This window comes from Staphylococcus roterodami (assembly GCA_022493055.1).
In the GTDB taxonomy this organism is placed as follows: domain Bacteria; phylum Bacillota; class Bacilli; order Staphylococcales; family Staphylococcaceae; genus Staphylococcus; species Staphylococcus singaporensis.
Window position 1 is genome coordinate 977,611 of sequence record CP092781.1, and the last position, 17,058, is coordinate 994,668.

The 17,058-nt window shown below is 30.4% G+C and carries 18 protein-coding genes; 10 read left to right on the forward strand and 8 right to left on the reverse strand.

Going from position 1 to position 17,058, the window contains the following annotated elements; translation table 11 throughout:
* Window positions 1–22 precede the first annotated feature (22 nt).
* The 3 genes from ML436_04870 to ML436_04880 are packed head-to-tail and all read left to right on the forward strand — an operon-like array spanning window position 23 to window position 2,948.
* Entirely contained in the window at window positions 23–1,987 is a 1,965-nt protein-coding gene (locus ML436_04870) for a bacteriocin-associated integral membrane family protein (protein ID UMT79068.1), read from the forward strand.
* 2 nt (window positions 1,988–1,989) lie between these two features.
* A complete protein-coding gene (locus ML436_04875) occupies window positions 1,990–2,310 on the forward strand; it encodes a YxeA family protein (protein ID UMT79069.1) in 321 nt (106 codons plus the stop codon).
* Complete coding sequence (locus ML436_04880) at window positions 2,307–2,948, forward strand: ABC transporter ATP-binding protein (protein UMT79070.1); 642 nt, start codon at window positions 2,307–2,309, stop codon at window positions 2,946–2,948. The genes ML436_04875 and ML436_04880 overlap by 4 nt, the downstream gene beginning before the upstream one ends.
* Before the next feature lie 88 nt (window positions 2,949–3,036).
* Here ML436_04880 and ML436_04885 read toward each other — a convergent pair whose 3' ends face one another.
* Together ML436_04885 and ML436_04890 are read right to left on the reverse strand one after the other, a co-directional pair.
* On the reverse strand, window positions 3,037–3,327 hold the full coding sequence (locus ML436_04885; GenBank protein ID UMT79071.1) for a hypothetical protein: 291 nt from the start codon (window positions 3,325–3,327) through the stop codon (window positions 3,037–3,039).
* 271 nt (window positions 3,328–3,598) lie between these two features.
* A complete protein-coding gene (locus tag ML436_04890; protein ID UMT79072.1) occupies window positions 3,599–3,955 on the reverse strand; it encodes a DoxX family protein in 357 nt (118 codons plus the stop codon).
* 464 nt (window positions 3,956–4,419) lie between these two features.
* On the opposite strand from ML436_04890, the gene ML436_04895 reads away from it, so the two are divergent.
* On the forward strand, window positions 4,420–5,379 hold the full coding sequence (locus ML436_04895) for a Fe(3+) dicitrate ABC transporter substrate-binding protein (GenBank protein UMT79073.1): 960 nt from the start codon (window positions 4,420–4,422) through the stop codon (window positions 5,377–5,379).
* Window positions 5,380–5,623: 244 nt separating this feature from the next.
* Here the strand turns inward: ML436_04895 and ML436_04900 are convergent, their stop codons facing one another.
* Complete coding sequence (locus ML436_04900) at window positions 5,624–5,836, reverse strand: TM2 domain-containing protein (GenBank protein ID UMT79074.1); 213 nt, start codon at window positions 5,834–5,836, stop codon at window positions 5,624–5,626.
* A 164-nt stretch (window positions 5,837–6,000) separates the two neighbouring features.
* On the opposite strand from ML436_04900, the gene ML436_04905 reads away from it, so the two are divergent.
* On the forward strand, window positions 6,001–6,552 hold the full coding sequence (locus ML436_04905; protein ID UMT79075.1) for a GNAT family N-acetyltransferase: 552 nt from the start codon (window positions 6,001–6,003) through the stop codon (window positions 6,550–6,552).
* 52 nt (window positions 6,553–6,604) lie between these two features.
* Here ML436_04905 and ML436_04910 read toward each other — a convergent pair whose 3' ends face one another.
* On the reverse strand, window positions 6,605–7,543 hold the full coding sequence (locus tag ML436_04910; GenBank protein ID UMT79076.1) for a 1,4-dihydroxy-2-naphthoate polyprenyltransferase: 939 nt from the start codon (window positions 7,541–7,543) through the stop codon (window positions 6,605–6,607).
* Between the two features lie 150 nt (window positions 7,544–7,693).
* Between ML436_04910 and ML436_04915 the strand changes: the two genes are divergently transcribed.
* The 5 genes from ML436_04915 to menB are packed head-to-tail and all read left to right on the forward strand — an operon-like array spanning window position 7,694 to window position 12,350.
* On the forward strand, window positions 7,694–7,771 hold the full coding sequence (locus ML436_04915) for a hypothetical protein (protein UMT79487.1): 78 nt from the start codon (window positions 7,694–7,696) through the stop codon (window positions 7,769–7,771).
* A complete protein-coding gene (locus tag ML436_04920) occupies window positions 7,764–9,086 on the forward strand; it encodes an isochorismate synthase MenF (protein UMT79488.1) in 1,323 nt (440 codons plus the stop codon). Before ML436_04915 ends, ML436_04920 begins: the two co-directional genes overlap by 8 nt.
* Window positions 9,073–10,746 (forward strand): 2-succinyl-5-enolpyruvyl-6-hydroxy-3-cyclohexene-1-carboxylic-acid synthase, encoded by a 1,674-nt coding sequence (gene menD, locus ML436_04925; protein ID UMT79077.1) that lies wholly within the window; start codon window positions 9,073–9,075, stop codon window positions 10,744–10,746. The genes ML436_04920 and menD overlap by 14 nt, the downstream gene beginning before the upstream one ends.
* Window positions 10,733–11,536: a 2-succinyl-6-hydroxy-2,4-cyclohexadiene-1-carboxylate synthase gene (gene menH, locus ML436_04930; GenBank protein UMT79078.1), complete on the forward strand. Its 804-nt coding sequence runs from the start codon at window positions 10,733–10,735 to the stop codon at window positions 11,534–11,536. Before menD ends, menH begins: the two co-directional genes overlap by 14 nt.
* Window positions 11,529–12,350 (forward strand): 1,4-dihydroxy-2-naphthoyl-CoA synthase, encoded by an 822-nt coding sequence (gene menB / locus ML436_04935; GenBank protein UMT79079.1) that lies wholly within the window; start codon window positions 11,529–11,531, stop codon window positions 12,348–12,350. The genes menH and menB overlap by 8 nt, the downstream gene beginning before the upstream one ends.
* Before the next feature lie 182 nt (window positions 12,351–12,532).
* On the opposite strand, the gene ML436_04940 is transcribed toward menB, so the two are convergent.
* The 4 genes from ML436_04940 to ML436_04955 all read right to left on the reverse strand — a co-directional run bounded on the left by ML436_04940 (window position 12,533) and on the right by ML436_04955 (window position 16,899).
* Window positions 12,533–12,862 (reverse strand): cysteine protease inhibitor staphostatin B, encoded by a 330-nt coding sequence (locus ML436_04940; GenBank protein UMT79080.1) that lies wholly within the window; start codon window positions 12,860–12,862, stop codon window positions 12,533–12,535.
* Between the two features lie 37 nt (window positions 12,863–12,899).
* Complete coding sequence (locus tag ML436_04945; GenBank protein UMT79081.1) at window positions 12,900–14,090, reverse strand: cysteine protease staphopain; 1,191 nt, start codon at window positions 14,088–14,090, stop codon at window positions 12,900–12,902.
* A gap of 82 nt (window positions 14,091–14,172) precedes the next feature.
* Entirely contained in the window at window positions 14,173–15,213 is a 1,041-nt protein-coding gene (gene sspA, locus ML436_04950; GenBank protein UMT79082.1) for a Glu-specific serine endopeptidase SspA, read from the reverse strand.
* A 531-nt stretch (window positions 15,214–15,744) separates the two neighbouring features.
* Window positions 15,745–16,899: an aminotransferase class I/II-fold pyridoxal phosphate-dependent enzyme gene (locus ML436_04955; GenBank protein ID UMT79083.1), complete on the reverse strand. Its 1,155-nt coding sequence runs from the start codon at window positions 16,897–16,899 to the stop codon at window positions 15,745–15,747.
* Window positions 16,900–17,058: the final 159 nt, after the last annotated feature.

The following is a 17,058-nucleotide window of genomic DNA, read 5'->3' on the forward strand; positions in this document are numbered from 1 at the left end:
TAAACAACGCAAGAGGTACAACATGAAATGGTTCAAATTAATACTTGATGTTACAATCTTCATTCTAATTGCTATATTGTTATTTGTTTATACATATAAAGAAAACGAAGAAATATTGCCTGATACTAAATACCCTATAGCGGTAACTGACTGGAATAAAAAATATAGTAAAAATGAGATTTATAAACGTATAAATCAATTCGCAAAAAATGAGAACGTAGCAATCTATAAATCAACTTCAAATTATACAAACAAAAACGTAGATAAAGATATATATGTATTTAATAAATCAAAAGCAACATCTATCACTCCTTTTAATGCTAAATATAACATTCATTATTTAAGTGACGACGAATTATTAAAAAAGGATATCAAAGGGAGTTATTTTGTAAAAGACAAAAATTTTGACGTGTCTAAATTCATAAATTTTTTAAAAGAATATGGTGTTACTGCTGAATCATACAAAATAGATCATATGATGATTGCTGTTGGTGTCATTAAACAAATGAATATAGTAGTGCCGTTATCCGCACTTTTAATCGTTTATTTTATATATTATATTTTTGAAAAGAACATTAATTTCAAAGCGTATGCGATTAAGTATTTAAATGGTTTTACATTAAGAAAAATAATTTTCGAAAATTTTTCAAAGAAATGCACGTATTGGTTAACGTTAATGATAACTCAAATTCTTTTAACTACAAGTGTACTTTGGATATTAAATTACACAGGTAATTTAGATTTATTCATATTAAGATTAGTTCTGCTTTCAAGTCTTTTTATTTTAACGATTAGTGGTATTAATTTATGGACTTTCTTAATGTTACTAAATTTAAATATTGCCAATATGATTAAAGGTAAGCAAGACTTTAAAACGATTCGATTTATTAATACAGTTTGTAAAAGTATTCTTTTAGTACTGATAGCTAGCGTAATTATAGAAAATACTAGTGTTATTAAAGATTTGAATAAAATAAAGGAAACTGAGAAATATTGGAATGTATTAGATGATTATTACACGATTGAATTTGCACCTTATCACGAAACGAAACAAAGTTTAATTGATAATATGGTGCGATCAGAACAATTAGTAAAGGCTAGTGAAGCAGAAAATAATGCGATTCTATTCAAACCAAAGGGTGACTCCGCTGACAGTGACAACTTTTCACCTGATGAAGGGAATGTAATATTGGTAAATAATCAGTTTTGGTCGATTTATCACAAGCAGTTTCAACCTGATATTCCGATAAAAAATCAAAAAAATAATGTCGAAGTAATTATTCCACAAAAGTTTCATGAAGTGCGTAATGAAATCAATCAAGCGTATCATTCATGGTTTGAATTTGTGCAAAATAAAAATAATAAAGAAAATAAGTTATCTATACAGTTTATCAACAAAAATGATTATAGAATTTTTACATTTGATGCACGAGATAGCCGTCATTTGTCATTTATAGAAGCGCCAATCATTGTTAACGTTCAGGCATCAGATTTATCGAATGATTTTTATTATGCCATGATCAGTCAGGGCGGGTATTTATTCAAGAATTATGACGCGCTAGTAAAAAATATTGAAAAGTATCATCTTGATGGGGAAATCAGTGGAATAACTAATTATAAAGATAGCGTGATGGAAATGTATCATGAAAACAATTTGAAGTTAACAGTACTCAACTTTTCACAAATCATTATCGCAATCATTTTAGTAATTATTATTTTATTTGATGTGAAATATTATTTTGAACAACACCGAAAATTACTCGTAATCAAAAAGCTATATGGCTATTCAACATTTAGAGCCAATTATAAATACTTATTAATAAATAATATAATTGTTGTTTTTGTTGGAATATTGACGAATGTAATTTTACATTCTCACTATATAATGCTGATATTTGCAACGATTCTTGTCGTTCAAATATTATTGCAGATTTGCAGCCTATACTATCATGGCCGACGTTTTAATGAAGTTATCAAGGAGTTTTAACTATGAAATTTATCATTGCAATATTATTAGGATTAATCTTATCTATTACTATTGCTTTTACAATTATACATCATCCTATACTTGATCGTTTTAATCCTTTCTTAAAAACGGAGTATAGTTATGCCAAAGTGCCAAAAGGTACGCAACAATATGTGAATATTACGGCTTATAGTGAAAGAGGGGAAAAGCTTGATTATAAATTAACATTTAATGGATTTTCACCTAGTAGAACGTATGTCGAAATAAAGCATAAAGGCCAATATGTTATATCAATCACATATGTTGAAAAAGAGGATACACCAAAAGAGGTAAGACAAGAATGATAGAATTAAAAGATTTAACCATACAAAAAGGTAATACACATATTTTAAAGAAACTTAATTTGAAATTTCAATGTGGAAAATCATATGCACTTATTGGTAAAAGTGGATGCGGTAAATCTACTTTATTAAATGCTATTGCTGGACTTGAAAAAATGGGGAAACAACATGTCTATTTTAATGGTCAATTAGAACGATTTAAATCTAATTTTTATAGAGATAAATTAGGATATTTATTTCAAAATTATGGATTAATCGATAATCTGACAGTAAACGAAAATTTAGATATTGGATTAGCATATAAAAAAATAAGTAAGAAAGAAAAAGAACAATTAAAGATACGTTATATAGAAGAGTTTGGTCTGTCAAACAGTTTAAAAAGAAAAGTTCATACACTAAGTGGTGGAGAACAACAACGTGTCGCTTTAATTAGAATGATGTTAAAAGATCCGACTGTTATGTTAGCTGATGAACCAACGGGTGCGTTAGATCCTAAAACAGGACAGATGATTATTCGAACATTATTTGATTTGGTCGATGAAAGTAAAGTGCTAATTTTAGCAACACATGATATGGCAATTGCAAATCAATGTGATGAAGTAATAGATTTAGAACAGTATAGAAAAGTAGCATCTATGTGATATCCAAAAGATAAAATTTAAAGCCAATCAACTCGATAAGTTGAGATCAACATTATCAAGTGATTGGCTTTTTCTATACGTTGTTAAGTTATGAAAGTAACAACGGCAAACTGAAAAAAAGTAAAATAATAATATTTAAGACAAGTAATAGTAAATGTAATTGATTTTTCGTTTTAATGTAACAAAAAACAATAACTAATGATAATAGCAAGATTATGATTGCGCCAGGGAAGAACCATAATGCTGAAGCAGTGTACCAAATCATTGGTAACGCCATAATAATGAAAGATATAAGACAAGAAAGGATACCAATAATATTATAAGTTCTAGTCAAAATTACACCTCCAATTTTTATTTTAAAATGACATGCATAAAACAATCATTTTAAATACATCATACAATAAAATTAAATTGTGCGATAGAAGAATTTGAAATTAAATTGAATTGGTTTTGGTGGATGTATAATTTAATTGAAAACCATAATATCAATAATATGGCCGATAAAATTTTAAAACTTGTCAATGACGATGCGTTAGCAGCAGAATTTGGGACGCCGTTAATCGGTTTCCCAGAGCACAAAAACTTTATGTCTCAACCTTTTTTAGCAAATAAATCACAAAAAAAGAGAGGATACGCCTCTCATATAGTCTTTAATAAAATTGTAACCATTTCTTCCAACTATAACTACTAATACATGCTAAGTTCATTACGATATGTATGATTTCGAATTCATAACCACTTACATATCCTCTTGTAAGTTTAAGTGTGAAGATTGAGCCCAACATAACACAAATATAAAATACATTAACATAAGGCGTTAAAAAGCCGATAATAAGTGCTAAACCTCCAACAACTTCACCAATTGACATTAATACTGCAATGGTAGGTGGTAAACCTAATGAACCTAAGAAATGAATTGTTCCATCTAAATCTACAAATTTCAAAGTTCCGTGTACTAAGAATGATGTTGCTAACATCCATCTAATTAAAAGCATACCTAATTTCATGTTTTCACCTCCAATTTAATTTTGTACTTAAAACATAGTCAAAATTATATTTGTAAACAACTCGAAAGTAAAGATTTTTTATAAAAATAATTATTAAATATTTATTAAATCTTCTTTTGTGTAGAGCAATTGATGTAAAAAGGTGTTTAAGTAAGCAGTGACTTTTTGTACTTATAAATAAAAATTTATGCATTATAGTCAGAACTTTGAAACTTAAACAAGTTGATAATGAGTATGAACGATAGATTACAACAATGCTTAATATTATCGACAACATTAAAAAGTTTATACACATCTAAATCATATCAACTATTTTTATGAAAAATTAAGCGCAATGCATTTATATAGAAGAATTAATTATAATGTTTTATAAGTAAAAATGATTACCATATCATTAACTATTTATTTAATTGAATGATAAAATTAATATATAGTGCGCTATATATTAATGTGGAGGTTAATGTGTGAGTAAGAAAGTTATTAGATTGATAATTACTTTAATCGTTATAGTAATCATTGTAGCAGGATGCGGGAAAGATAAAGATAAAAAAGAAAAGGAAATGGTGACAATTAAAGATGCATTAGGGACAGAAAAAATTACGAAGAACCCTAAATGTATTGTTGTTTTAGAGTATAGTTTTGCAGATTATTTAGCTTCATTAAATGTGAAGCCTGTAGGTATTGCAGATGATGGTAATACTAAAAATATTACGAAAACAGTTAGAGATAAAATCGGAAAATATGAATCAGTTGGCTCTAGACCTCAACCAAATATGGAAGTTATAAGCAAACTGAAGCCTGATTTAATCATTGCAGATGTTAGTAGACACAAAAAAATCAAGGCAGAATTGAATAAAATTGCACCGACAATTATGTTAGTTAGTGGTACTGGTGATTACAATGAAAATATAAATTCATTTAAAACGGTAGCAAAGGCAATTGGTAAAGAAAAAGAGGGCGAAAAAAGGCTTGAAAAGCATGAAGAAATTTTGGCAGCAGTAAGAAAGAAAATCGAACACAGTTCATTGAAGTCTGCTTTTGCCTTTGGTATTTCAAATACTGGTATGTTTATTAACAATGAAGATACATTTATGGGGCAATTTTTAATTAAAATGGGTATCAAACCTGAAGTTACGAAAGATAAAACTGCTCATATAGGTGAGCGTAAAGGTGGTCCATACATCTTTTTAAATAATGAAGAACTAGCAAATTTAAATCCTAAAGTTATGATACTAGCAACTAATGGTAAAACAGATAAAAATAGATCTAAATTTATTGAACCTAGTGTCTGGAATTCTTTACAAGCTGTTAAAGATCATAAAGTTTATGATGTTGATAGGAACAAGTGGATGCAATCAAGAGGGATTATTGCAAGTGAAAGTATGGCAGATGATTTAGAAAAAATTGTTGATAAAACAAAATAGAAAATAATAAAACTTAGTGTCGCTAAAATGACAAGCGACACTAAGTTTTATTTATGTTGATTTTCTGAAGAATGTGATGATTTACCTGACCATTTTTGTCGAATAAATTTAATGACATATCCAATTAGAATTGCTTTTGCAATTTTTTTGATGAATTGGCGCATAGTTTAAAACCTCATTTCCCTTAATGTTTATTTCTATATACCCATTTACAAATGATTTTTAAACCAATTACCTTAATAAGTTATTTTGGGAAAACAATATATCCATCTTTATCAGCCTTTTTAGAAAAAATAATGATAACGGCATGAATGATTGATACAATTGTTGGAATTCCTGTCCAGAAAAATAATAAATGTAACAAACCTTGACCAAATTTGTCAGCATAGAATTTATGAATCCCTAAACCTCCAAGAAATAATGCAACTATAACATAAATAGCTTTATTCACTTTCATACGCAAATCCTCCTTATTTATTATTTTACTTAATCTCTCCTTAAAAATAAATCTTTCTATCATTGGACAATTCAAAATTTCTGGGATTTCAAGTATATCTTTTTAAAATAAGCTATAATTTCTATATAATAAATATTGATAACATTTAAAGGGATGATATGAAAATGATTCGGCAAGCACGTCCAGAAGACCAATTTGATATTGCGAAATTAGTTTATATGGTTTGGGAAGATATGGAATTGGATATTGTAAAAGCAGTGCCCAAGAATAAAATATTAACGGCAATTGAAAAAAGCTGTGTTGATGTAAGATACCGTACATATTATGAGCATATATATGTTTATGAAGTTGATGGCAAAATAGCTGGTTGCATCATTAGTTATAATGGTAAATATGAATTGGAATATGAAAAAGCATGGGAGCACCTTGATTTACCAGATGAGTTTCAACAATATGGGACGCCTTTACCTGTAAAAGAAGCAAAAGACGATGAATGGTATATTGAAACAATTGCGACATTCGAAACATACAGAGGAAGGGGTATTGCGACAAAATTACTGAAGACACTACTTGAATCTAATAAAAAAGTGAAATGGAGTTTGAATTGCGATATTAATAACCAAGCAGCATTAAAATTATATCAAAAAGTAGGATTTACATCTGACGGTTATATAGAGCTGTACAAACACAAATACCATCATTTAATTGTTAAATAAAAAAATCGACATATCGAATTTAAAACCGATATGTCGAGTGAAAATATATTATTTAAATTCCAGCAAATATAGCACTAATATATATTCCTAATGCATATAGCACGCCAAAAAATGTATTTGTTTTACCGGCAGCAGCCATTGCAGGCATCATTGTTGCTGGTGTATCATTCTTCTTAAAGCGTCTGATAACCTTTACAGGCATTGGGAATGATAGTAAAGCAAGTAAATAAAATAGTGAGCCTCCAGGCTTAACAATAATAGTTAGCACTATAAATGCATAAGCGATAAAATACATAATTGCCATAAAAGCTAAAGAAGCTTTTTTACCTAATAATATAGGTAAAGTTTTACGACCGCTAGCTTTATCTTTAACACGGTCACGAATATTGTTAGCCATATTGATTAAACCGATTGTTATTACAATTGGAATACTTAACCAAATAGCATAACTTTGAATATTACCAGTTTGAATAAAGAATGCAATAACAATTATAAACATACCCATAAATACGCCTGAAAATAGCTCACCAAAAGGCGTCCATGAAATTGGGAAAGGTCCACCTGTATATAGGTAACCAACTGCCATACATACTAAACCAACTGGTAACAACCAAAACGAAGTGTTAACAGCTAAAAATATTCCTAATAAAGCTGCAATAATATAAAATGCAATGGCTAGGCGTAGTACAAGTTGTGGGCTCATACCATTACGTACAATTGCACCACCAATGCCTACTGATTCATGATCATCAAGGCCCTTTTTATAATCGTAATATTCGTTAAACATATTTGTTGCAGCTTGAATTAGTAAGCACGCAAGTAACATGGCAACAAATAAAGTGATTTTAATATGATCTTCGCTACCAAGAAAATATATTTTAGATGCTGCGGTACCTACAAGAACTGGTACGACTGAAGCAGTTAATGTATGAGGGCGCATTAAATGCCAATATTTCTTAACTGTAGAGTATTGCTGATATTGATTACTCATTGAATACAAAACCTCTTTAAATCATATTTTTTATAACAAAGATATTTTAATAGAAAGTAGCACAAAGGTCAATTGACGTGAAAAATTGCAAGATAAGTTTAAGCAATTCTTGTAACACAATTATCCAAAAATGATACAATATAATAATGAGTGAAAAAAGACGAAGAAAGAAGTGAAATGGATGGCTACGGGCGTAACAGAGGACGATATTGTCAAAGAGATATATGACAGCTCTAAGGAATGGGTTTCAGTTGAAGTGAAATTATCACAGTCGCTAGACCCGAGCACATTATTTCATCTCACTGACAATCAGGCAGGAGATCGCTTTTATATGCGTTTGAATGATAATCGAACGTCATATTTTGGTTATAAAGCAATTCAATTATTTAAAAATAATTTTAAAAATAAACAATCTATTTTTAGAGAATGGGAAAATTTAAAGCACGAAATTGCATTTATTCATCCACAATCGCGAAGACACCATCTTCGAATTGTTGGAGGATTTCAATTTTCGAGTCATAAGTCTGATGATGAATGGCGTGAATTTGGATTAAATCATTTCGTATTACCAGAAGTACTTATTACTACAGAGGACGAGGATACATTTTTAACATATACAGTACAACGTGAAAATTTTGACATGGAATCATTCAAAGCGTTAGTTGAATTTTTCAATAATGCAATTGAAATTGATGTCGAAGAGCAAAATGGGGAAATTATTCGGAACGAAGATATTTATAAAGATGATTGGCGTCAACTAGTTGAAGAAGCAATTGAGTCTATTAATAAAGAAGAAAAAATTGTGCTTGCTCGTAGGCGATTAATTAAGTTTGATAAAGATATTAGTATTCCGTATATATTAAAACAGGCTTTTTCTAAAGAAAAAAATAGTTATATATTTTTATTAGAATCACAAGATTCGATATTCTTTTCGCAAACACCTGAACAATTACTTAAAGTTAATAATCGAATATTATCGACAAAAGCAGTTGCAGGTACAATTAAACGTTCACACAATGAAGAAGAAGATAGAAAACATGTTGAAGCCTTTTTAAAAGATAATAAAAACTTAGTAGAACATCGATTTGTTGTAGAGAGTATTTTACATGATATTGAACCATATATTACTGAATTAGATTATGATAAGACACCTAAAATTCTTAAAAATGACCATTTATATCATTTATATACTGAAATAAAGGCACCTTTAAAAGAAGATTCATATATCGGTTTAATAGACAATTTACATCCAACACCAGCGTTAGGTGGTTATCCAAAAGCCTTTGCTATTGATTTTATTGAGCAAAAAGAATTTGGTACAAGAGGGTTATACGGTGCACCGGTTGGTTATATAGATGTATATGATGATTGTGAGTTTATTGTAGCTATACGTTCGATGCTCATAAAAAAAACACAAGCAACATTATTTGCTGGGTGCGGTATTGTTAAGGATTCTGATCCAGATAGTGAACTAGCAGAGACGAATCTTAAGTTCTCACCTATGATGAATGCATTAGGAGTCGATATGAATGGGAAATCATAAAGAAGCATTAACTAAGCAAGTATATACATTTGCATCTGAACTTTATGCTTATGGTGTAAGGGAAGTAGTCATCAGTCCGGGATCACGTTCAACACCACTTGCACTTGCATTTGAAGCACATCCAAATATTAAAACATGGATTCATCCTGATGAAAGAAGTGCAGCATTTTTTGCAGTAGGATTAATCAAAGGTAGTGAAAGACCTGTTGCTATTTTATGTACATCAGGTACGGCAGCAGCTAACTATACACCGGCTATTGCTGAAAGCCAAATTAGTAGAATACCATTAATTGTATTGACGAGTGACCGACCACATGAATTAAGAAGTGTGGGTGCCCCTCAAGCAATTAATCAGGTTAATATGTTTAACAATTATGTGAGCTATGAATTTGATATGCCTTTAGCTGATGACTGTAAAGAAACAATTGATGCAATTTATTATCAAATGCAAATTGCTAGTCAATATTTATATGGACCACATAAAGGGCCAATTCATTTCAATTTACCATTTAGAGATCCGTTGACACCAGACTTAACGACGACGAATTTACTTAAATCAGAAATAAAGATTTTGCCACATTACCAAAAAAGTATAAATGCAACAGCATTAAAAAATATTTTAAGTAAGCCGAAAGGTCTAATTATTGTAGGGGATTTGCAACATCAAGAAGTTGAACAAATTCTAACATATTCAACAATGTATGATTTGCCAGTTTTAGCAGATCCGTTGAGTCACTTAAGAAAATTTGATCATCCAAATGTAATTAGTACGTATGATTTATTGTATAGAAGTGGCTTAGAATTAAATGTCGACTTTGTTATACGAGTTGGTAAACCTGTCATTTCTAAGAAGCTAAATCAATGGTTAAAGAAGACTGAAGCATTTCAGATTTTAGTACAAAATAATGATAAAATCGATGTATTTCCTATAGCACCAGACATTTCATATGAGATTTCTGCGAATGATTTCTTTAGATCTTTAATGGATGACACTATAGTTGACCGAAAAGATTGGTTGGAATTATGGCAACGTCTTGAGGGACAAGCACGTGTTGAAATTAACCAGTACCTTGAACATGCTACCGATGAAAGTGCTTTTGTTGCAGAATTGATTAACAAGACGTCAAATGAAGAAGCTTTATTTATAAGTAATAGTATGCCGATTAGAGATATTGATAATTTATTGTTAAATAAAAATATTGATGTATATGCTAATCGAGGGGCAAATGGTATTGATGGTATAGTTTCAACTGCTCTTGGAATGGCAGTGCACAAACGTATAACATTATTAATTGGTGATTTATCTTTTTATCATGATATGAATGGACTATTAATGTCCAAATTAAATCATATTCACATGAATATTGTATTGTTGAATAATGATGGTGGTGGTATTTTTTCATATTTACCACAAAAAGATAGTGCATCTGATTATTTTGAACGTTTATTTGGCACGCCTACAGGTTTAGATTTCGAGTACGCTGCTAAGTTATATGATTTTAGCTTTAAGCGATTTAAACATATTTCAGATTTTAAAAATGAAAAATTATCATATAACAGTTCTACAATTTATGAAATGATTACAAATAGAGAAGTTAATTATGAGCAGCATCAAATTTTATATAAGAAATTGAGTGAAATGATTCATGCTACATTATAAATTTTATAAAGCGAAAGTCGATACGTCTCAAATATTAATATTATTACATGGATTTCTAAGTGATAGTCGTACTTATCGTGACCATATAGATACTTATACAAATATATGTCATGTTGTGACTATAGATTTACCTGGGCATGGTGAAGATAAATCATCCGCTGATGTTGATTGGAACTTTGATTATATTACTGAATCATTAGATCAAATTTTAGAACAATATAAAGATAAATCGATTTCTATGCTTGGTTATTCTATGGGTGGACGTGTTGCATTATATTATGCATTACATGGCCGAATTAAATTAGCGAATCTTATTTTAGAGAGTACGTCACCTGGAATTAAGTTAGAAGCGGATCAATTAGAGCGTCGTCATATAGATGAAGCACGAGCTAAAGTATTAGAAATCGCAGGTATAGAAGTTTTTGTAAATGATTGGGAAAAATTACCGTTATTTCAAACACAATATCAATTATCTGAGGAAAAGCAACATCAAATTAGAGAACAGCGGCTATCTCAATCACCAGTTAAAATGGCTAAAGCATTAAGGGATTATGGTACAGGTCAAATGCCTAATTTATGGTCACAAATAGCAGAATTAAAAATGCCAGTTTTAATCTTAGCAGGTGAGTATGATGAAAAGTTTGTTCAAATCGCTGAAAAAATGGCAAATTTAATTTCGAATAGTAAATGTAAATTATTTTCTGCAGTAGGACATACAATTCATGTGGAAGATAATGTTGAATTTGATACAATGATATTAGGATTTTTAAAGGAGGAGCAAAATGACTAACAGACAATGGGAAACACTTAGAGAATATGATGAAATCAAATATGAATTTTACGAAGGGATTGCTAAAGTGACGATTAATCGTCCTGAGGTACGCAATGCATTTACACCAAAAACGGTTGCTGAAATGATTGATGCATTTTCACGTGCACGTGATGATCAAAATGTTTCAGTTATCGTATTAACAGGTGAAGGAGATTTAGCATTCTGTTCTGGTGGAGATCAGAAGAAACGTGGCCATGGTGGTTATGTAGGAGAAGACCAAATTCCTCGCTTAAATGTATTAGATTTACAGCGTTTAATTCGTATCATTCCAAAACCGGTTATTGCAATGGTAAAAGGTTATGCAGTAGGTGGCGGTAATGTACTTAATGTCGTATGTGATTTAACTATCGCTGCTGATAATGCAATCTTTGGACAAACAGGACCTAAAGTAGGTTCATTTGATGCGGGTTACGGTTCAGGATATTTAGCAAGAATCGTTGGACATAAAAAAGCACGTGAAATCTGGTACTTATGTCGTCAATATAATGCACAAGAAGCACTGGATATGGGCTTAGTTAATACTGTTGTACCTTTGGATCAAGTTGAAGACGAAACAGTTCAATGGTGTAAAGAAATTATGAAACATTCACCAACAGCTTTACGTTTCCTTAAAGCAGCTATGAATGCTGATACTGATGGTTTAGCTGGATTACAACAAATGGCAGGGGATGCAACTTTACTTTATTACACTACTGATGAAGCAAAAGAAGGTCGCGATGCGTTTAAAGAAAAACGTGATCCTGATTTTGATCAATTTCCTAAATTCCCATAAGTTATTTTGAAATTAAATTTAAGTCACTTGAGTCGTTTAATAGCGATTACAAGTGGCTTTTTTAATGAAATTTGAAAGTAAGTGAGCATGAATAAGAAGAGGGACAGAAATGATAAATAAAAGCGAGTTGGTGAGAAATTAAATTCTCTCCAACCCGCTAATATATGTGAAATCATTTATTTTTATACTAATCGTTCATATAATATCGGTCTTGAAGTCCCAATACCATCTTGAGATGAAGTTTGCATTAATATATGCTCTGAATCATCATAATCTAGAATATAAATGATTTGTTCTTGGTGTAAGGGTGAAAACTTAATACGTTGATGTGTAGTATCAATAAAAAGTACACGATATTGATTTTGACTTGTATTATCACCATGACTAATACAAATTGTTTTTTGTAATTGATGATTACTCCAATTACCAATGAATAAATTTATATTATTTTGTTCAAGGTGAGTCAATTTTGTTTTGTCATAAATGAAATTTATAAATTGTAATTGATACATCGTTTTACCTACCTTTAATCAATATCAGTAACACTTTTTAATAACCAATCATTGAACCGTACCAGTTGTAATCACGGTTAAATGATAAGTGTAATAGACTTGAGTCAGCATCTTGAATTGATACTTCAGTATCCCAAGGGTTCCAATAGATGATTTTTTCTTGGTCATTGATTTTAGCGTTACCTACAACTGCAAGAGCATGACCTAAATGTGGATCATTAGGATTTTGAGAAACGCTTTGTGCGAGTATCATAATACCTACATTATCTTTTGTAAGTTGATCAACTTGATTATAAGATGGCATACCTTCTTGATAGTGAATATCTCTACCTTGTGATTTTCCATATTCAATCATTTGGTTAGGGTAAGTTGAACAATGTACAAGTTCTTCTTCACTTACATCTGGGTATAATGTTCGCATAATATCATGTGCATTATATGTGTCTGTATTTTTAGTGGCATTTAACAACGCTGCCATACTGAATCCAGCACACCAAGAATTATCAAATTGTTGTTCTCTAATTTTGAAGTTTTTTAAAGTGTTTTCATATTGAACTTGATCTGCTTGCTCATTTTGAAGTGTTGCACTTTCTTCAATTTTAGTTGGGGTAACAGTAGCTTTCAACTCTTGTTTCAATTTTGGTGAAACAGTTTTACTGCTTTCTTTTTCTTTTATATTATTAGGTAGCGGTGTAGCTTTAACTAGTCTAACTTTGCCTTCTTCTTCAAAGTAAAAACCTTTTTCATCAGTAAGAACTGTGATATTAGTGTTTTTATCTTTAATTTGGTTTAAATCTTTAGCGATAAAGTTTGAAATTTTAACACTGTAATTCATATCATCTTTTGATTTGTTTAAATCATCTTTATTTTTAGGGCTTAGTGTTAAAATGTAAACAATTTTACCATCTTTAATAATCGGATAATAGTAACTATTATCTTCTTCGCCATTAAATTTATATATTTTAAAAGCTTCGCCGAGTTCATATTTGCCAGCTTGAGCTTTGTTTTGTTTATCTAATGCTTTTGCATATCCAGCAAATTGTTGATGTGCTAAGTCGTCAACTTTTTGTGGTACTTTATCACTCTTGACTTTTATTTCTAATTGTTTTGATTGTGAATCTGCTTTTGCATTATTGTTATTAGCAAATGCGCCGAGTGATAAAATAAGCAAGGAAATAAGAGCAATGCTTATAATATTGAATATTCTAGTTTTACATGAATTATTCATATAATAACCTCCATTAGAGTCAAAATTGTATGCGTTGGAAAGTCTTTACTTCTATTATTATCAGTACTAATCAATATTTAATTTATGCTGCATCTGGATTGTCTGAGTTATTGTTATCGCCATTATCAGGGTTATTAGGTTGGTCAGGGTTGTTTGGATTGTCTGGGTTATTAGGTTGATCTGGGTTATTAGGTTGGTCAGGGTTGTTTGGTTGATCTGGATTATTAGGATTATCTGGATTATTTGGTTGATCAGGATTGTTATTATCATCTGCAAAGTGAATATCTTGAATATTTTCTTTTAAGAAGTTACGTACGTTTTCATTAATAAATACTGCGCCGTTAAATTCATTTGGCACGCCACCCCAATGAATTCCGATAACTTCATTTTTGTCGTTAAATACTGGTGATCCAGAGTTACCGCCAGTAGTACTTAAGTCATATTGCATTGCTTCGCCTTTTAAGTAAGTGATTTTCCCTTTACTTTCCCACATAGTCGCAACAGGTTTATCTCCAGGATAACCAGTTACAGTAATTGGTTGGTTAACTTGTGTTTCTGCATTATTGCTCATTGTCGCTGGTTTAACTACTTCACCGATATGTTGGTTCTTGTCATTAGGAGAGAATTTAACAATAGCTAAATCACCTTCACCAGTATATTTAGTTATTTGTTCAGCTCTGAAACCACCATTTGGATAATTATCTTGGCTTTTTGCAGAAGGGAATGCTGTTAAAGCTTGAGGGTTACCATGCGTAGCATCTACAACGTGTTTATTTGTTAAAAGTGTATCTTTACCTACTACTACACCTGAGGCAATAAATGTTCCAGTAGGTGCTTCAACTTGAATAAAAGTAACAGGTGCATAATGTCCATTAGTCGTATCTTCAATTTGATGACGATCATTATTTGGTAAGATAACATTTGCATGTTCGCGTTGTTCAATTGGTTTCAAATTATTACCTTTTTGAATCTTAGGTGATTGTTGCTTATTTGATTGTGTCTGTTTTGCATGAGAATCTAGGGAATTAGAAGCTAACGCATTTGCTGATGGGGAATTAACAAGAGTCACTGTTGTCAAAGTTGCAACTAATAAAGAACTAACTTTCAAAAATTTACCTTTCATTTAAAAACCTCCAAAAAATTTATTTACAAGATAAATATAACACTAAAATTTTTTAAGTCAATAAGAATATATAAAAAAATTAAAAAGTTTTTGTAAAGATTAGTGTTTACAAAAACTTTAAGGAAATTATAATTGAATTGTATTACGCTTTATCTGATTGAGTGAAATTAGTAGGTTCATTAATTGTTTGCATTTTACCAATCAAAAAAATATGAATGGAGTTGTGTAAAAATCAAAGCAATAGGGGAATATAGATACGAAGATTTGAAATACTTTAAATATTATAAATTGAAATGGGAGATGTGATTTTGTGTTGAGGTTTACCCCATAAAGTCAAATTTATAGTCCAACTTTTGAGGGCACATTATTTTTAAAGTCTTAATAAAGTCTATAATAAGTGGAAAATATACAACTGATAATAAACAGTAGATGTAAAAGTAAAAAAATTGAAAGGTATAAATAAATTGGCAAAAGAAAACTGAACGTAACATTTTGATATTCAAAACATAACGTCCAGTTCCTATAATTAATTTATTTAGTATTCAAAAATTGTGCGAGTCTATTCATACCTTCTCTTAAAACATCCATATCATAAGCATAAGAAATTCTTACAAATCCTTTACCAGCTTCGGTAAATGCAGAACCAGGAACAATAGCTAAATGTGCACTTTCTAATAAATCAACACAGAATTTGAAATCATCATCTGTTAAATGTTTAATGCTTGGAAAAATATAAAAAGCACCTTCAGGTTGAGCGGTAATCTCAAAACCTAATTTAGTTAATTCAGATACTAAGTAATTTCTACGTTCAATGTAAGCTTCGTTCATGTATTTAGGTGATTCTATTCCTTCCTTAAGTGCAGCTATACAGGCCATTTGAGCAGGTACATTTGCGCAAATGCAATTATATGCATGCATAAATGTTAATTTTTCTATTATATATTCTGGACCTAATAAAAAGCCAATGCGTATGCCTGTGGCTGAATGAGACTTACTTAGGCCTCCAATTAGCAACAATTGGTCACGAATATCTTCAAATTCGGCAAATGATACATGCTTTCCACTAAATGTATTTTCCGCATAAATTTCATCGCTAATAATAAATATTGGATATTGCTTTAATACATTTACTAGTTCTTCTACTTCATTTCGTTTCAATACAACACCAGTTGGATTTGTAGGATAGTTTAATAGAATGGCTTTTGTCTTAGGTGTTATATGTCTTTTTATGGCATCCGGTGTAATTTTGAATTGAGTTGCTGTTGTATCAATATAAATAGGAATTCCACCTAACACTTCAATCAATGGAATATAGCCAGCATAAATTGGACCAGGTATTAGAATTTCATCGCCAGGTTCAATGATTGAACGTAAAGATGTATCTAATGCTTCACTTGCACCGTTCGTAACAATAACTTCTTCCGGATTATAATAAAATTGATAGCGATTTTTGAAGTATTGACTGATTGCTTCACGTGTTTCTAACAAACCTTTATTATGTGAATACGTTGTTTTATTATTTTCAATTGCATTTATATAAGCTTGTTTAACCACGTCTGGCATTGCAAAATCAGGTTGGCCAATAGTCAAATTAATACAGTCGTCAAGATCTTTCATACGATTTGAAAATTGGCGAATACTTGGTGCTCTTAAATATTTAGAATTAGAATTTAGAGAAAGTTTCATTTGTGACACCTCAAATATAAATCATATATTGTCTAAAAATTTAGAAATTAATAATATCATAACATACTTTTAAAGCAGAAAAGGGTAAATTACTTTAGCTTTATTTGAAAAAAGAAAAATGTCTAAATACACAGTGGTAACTACTTTTCAAAATGAATG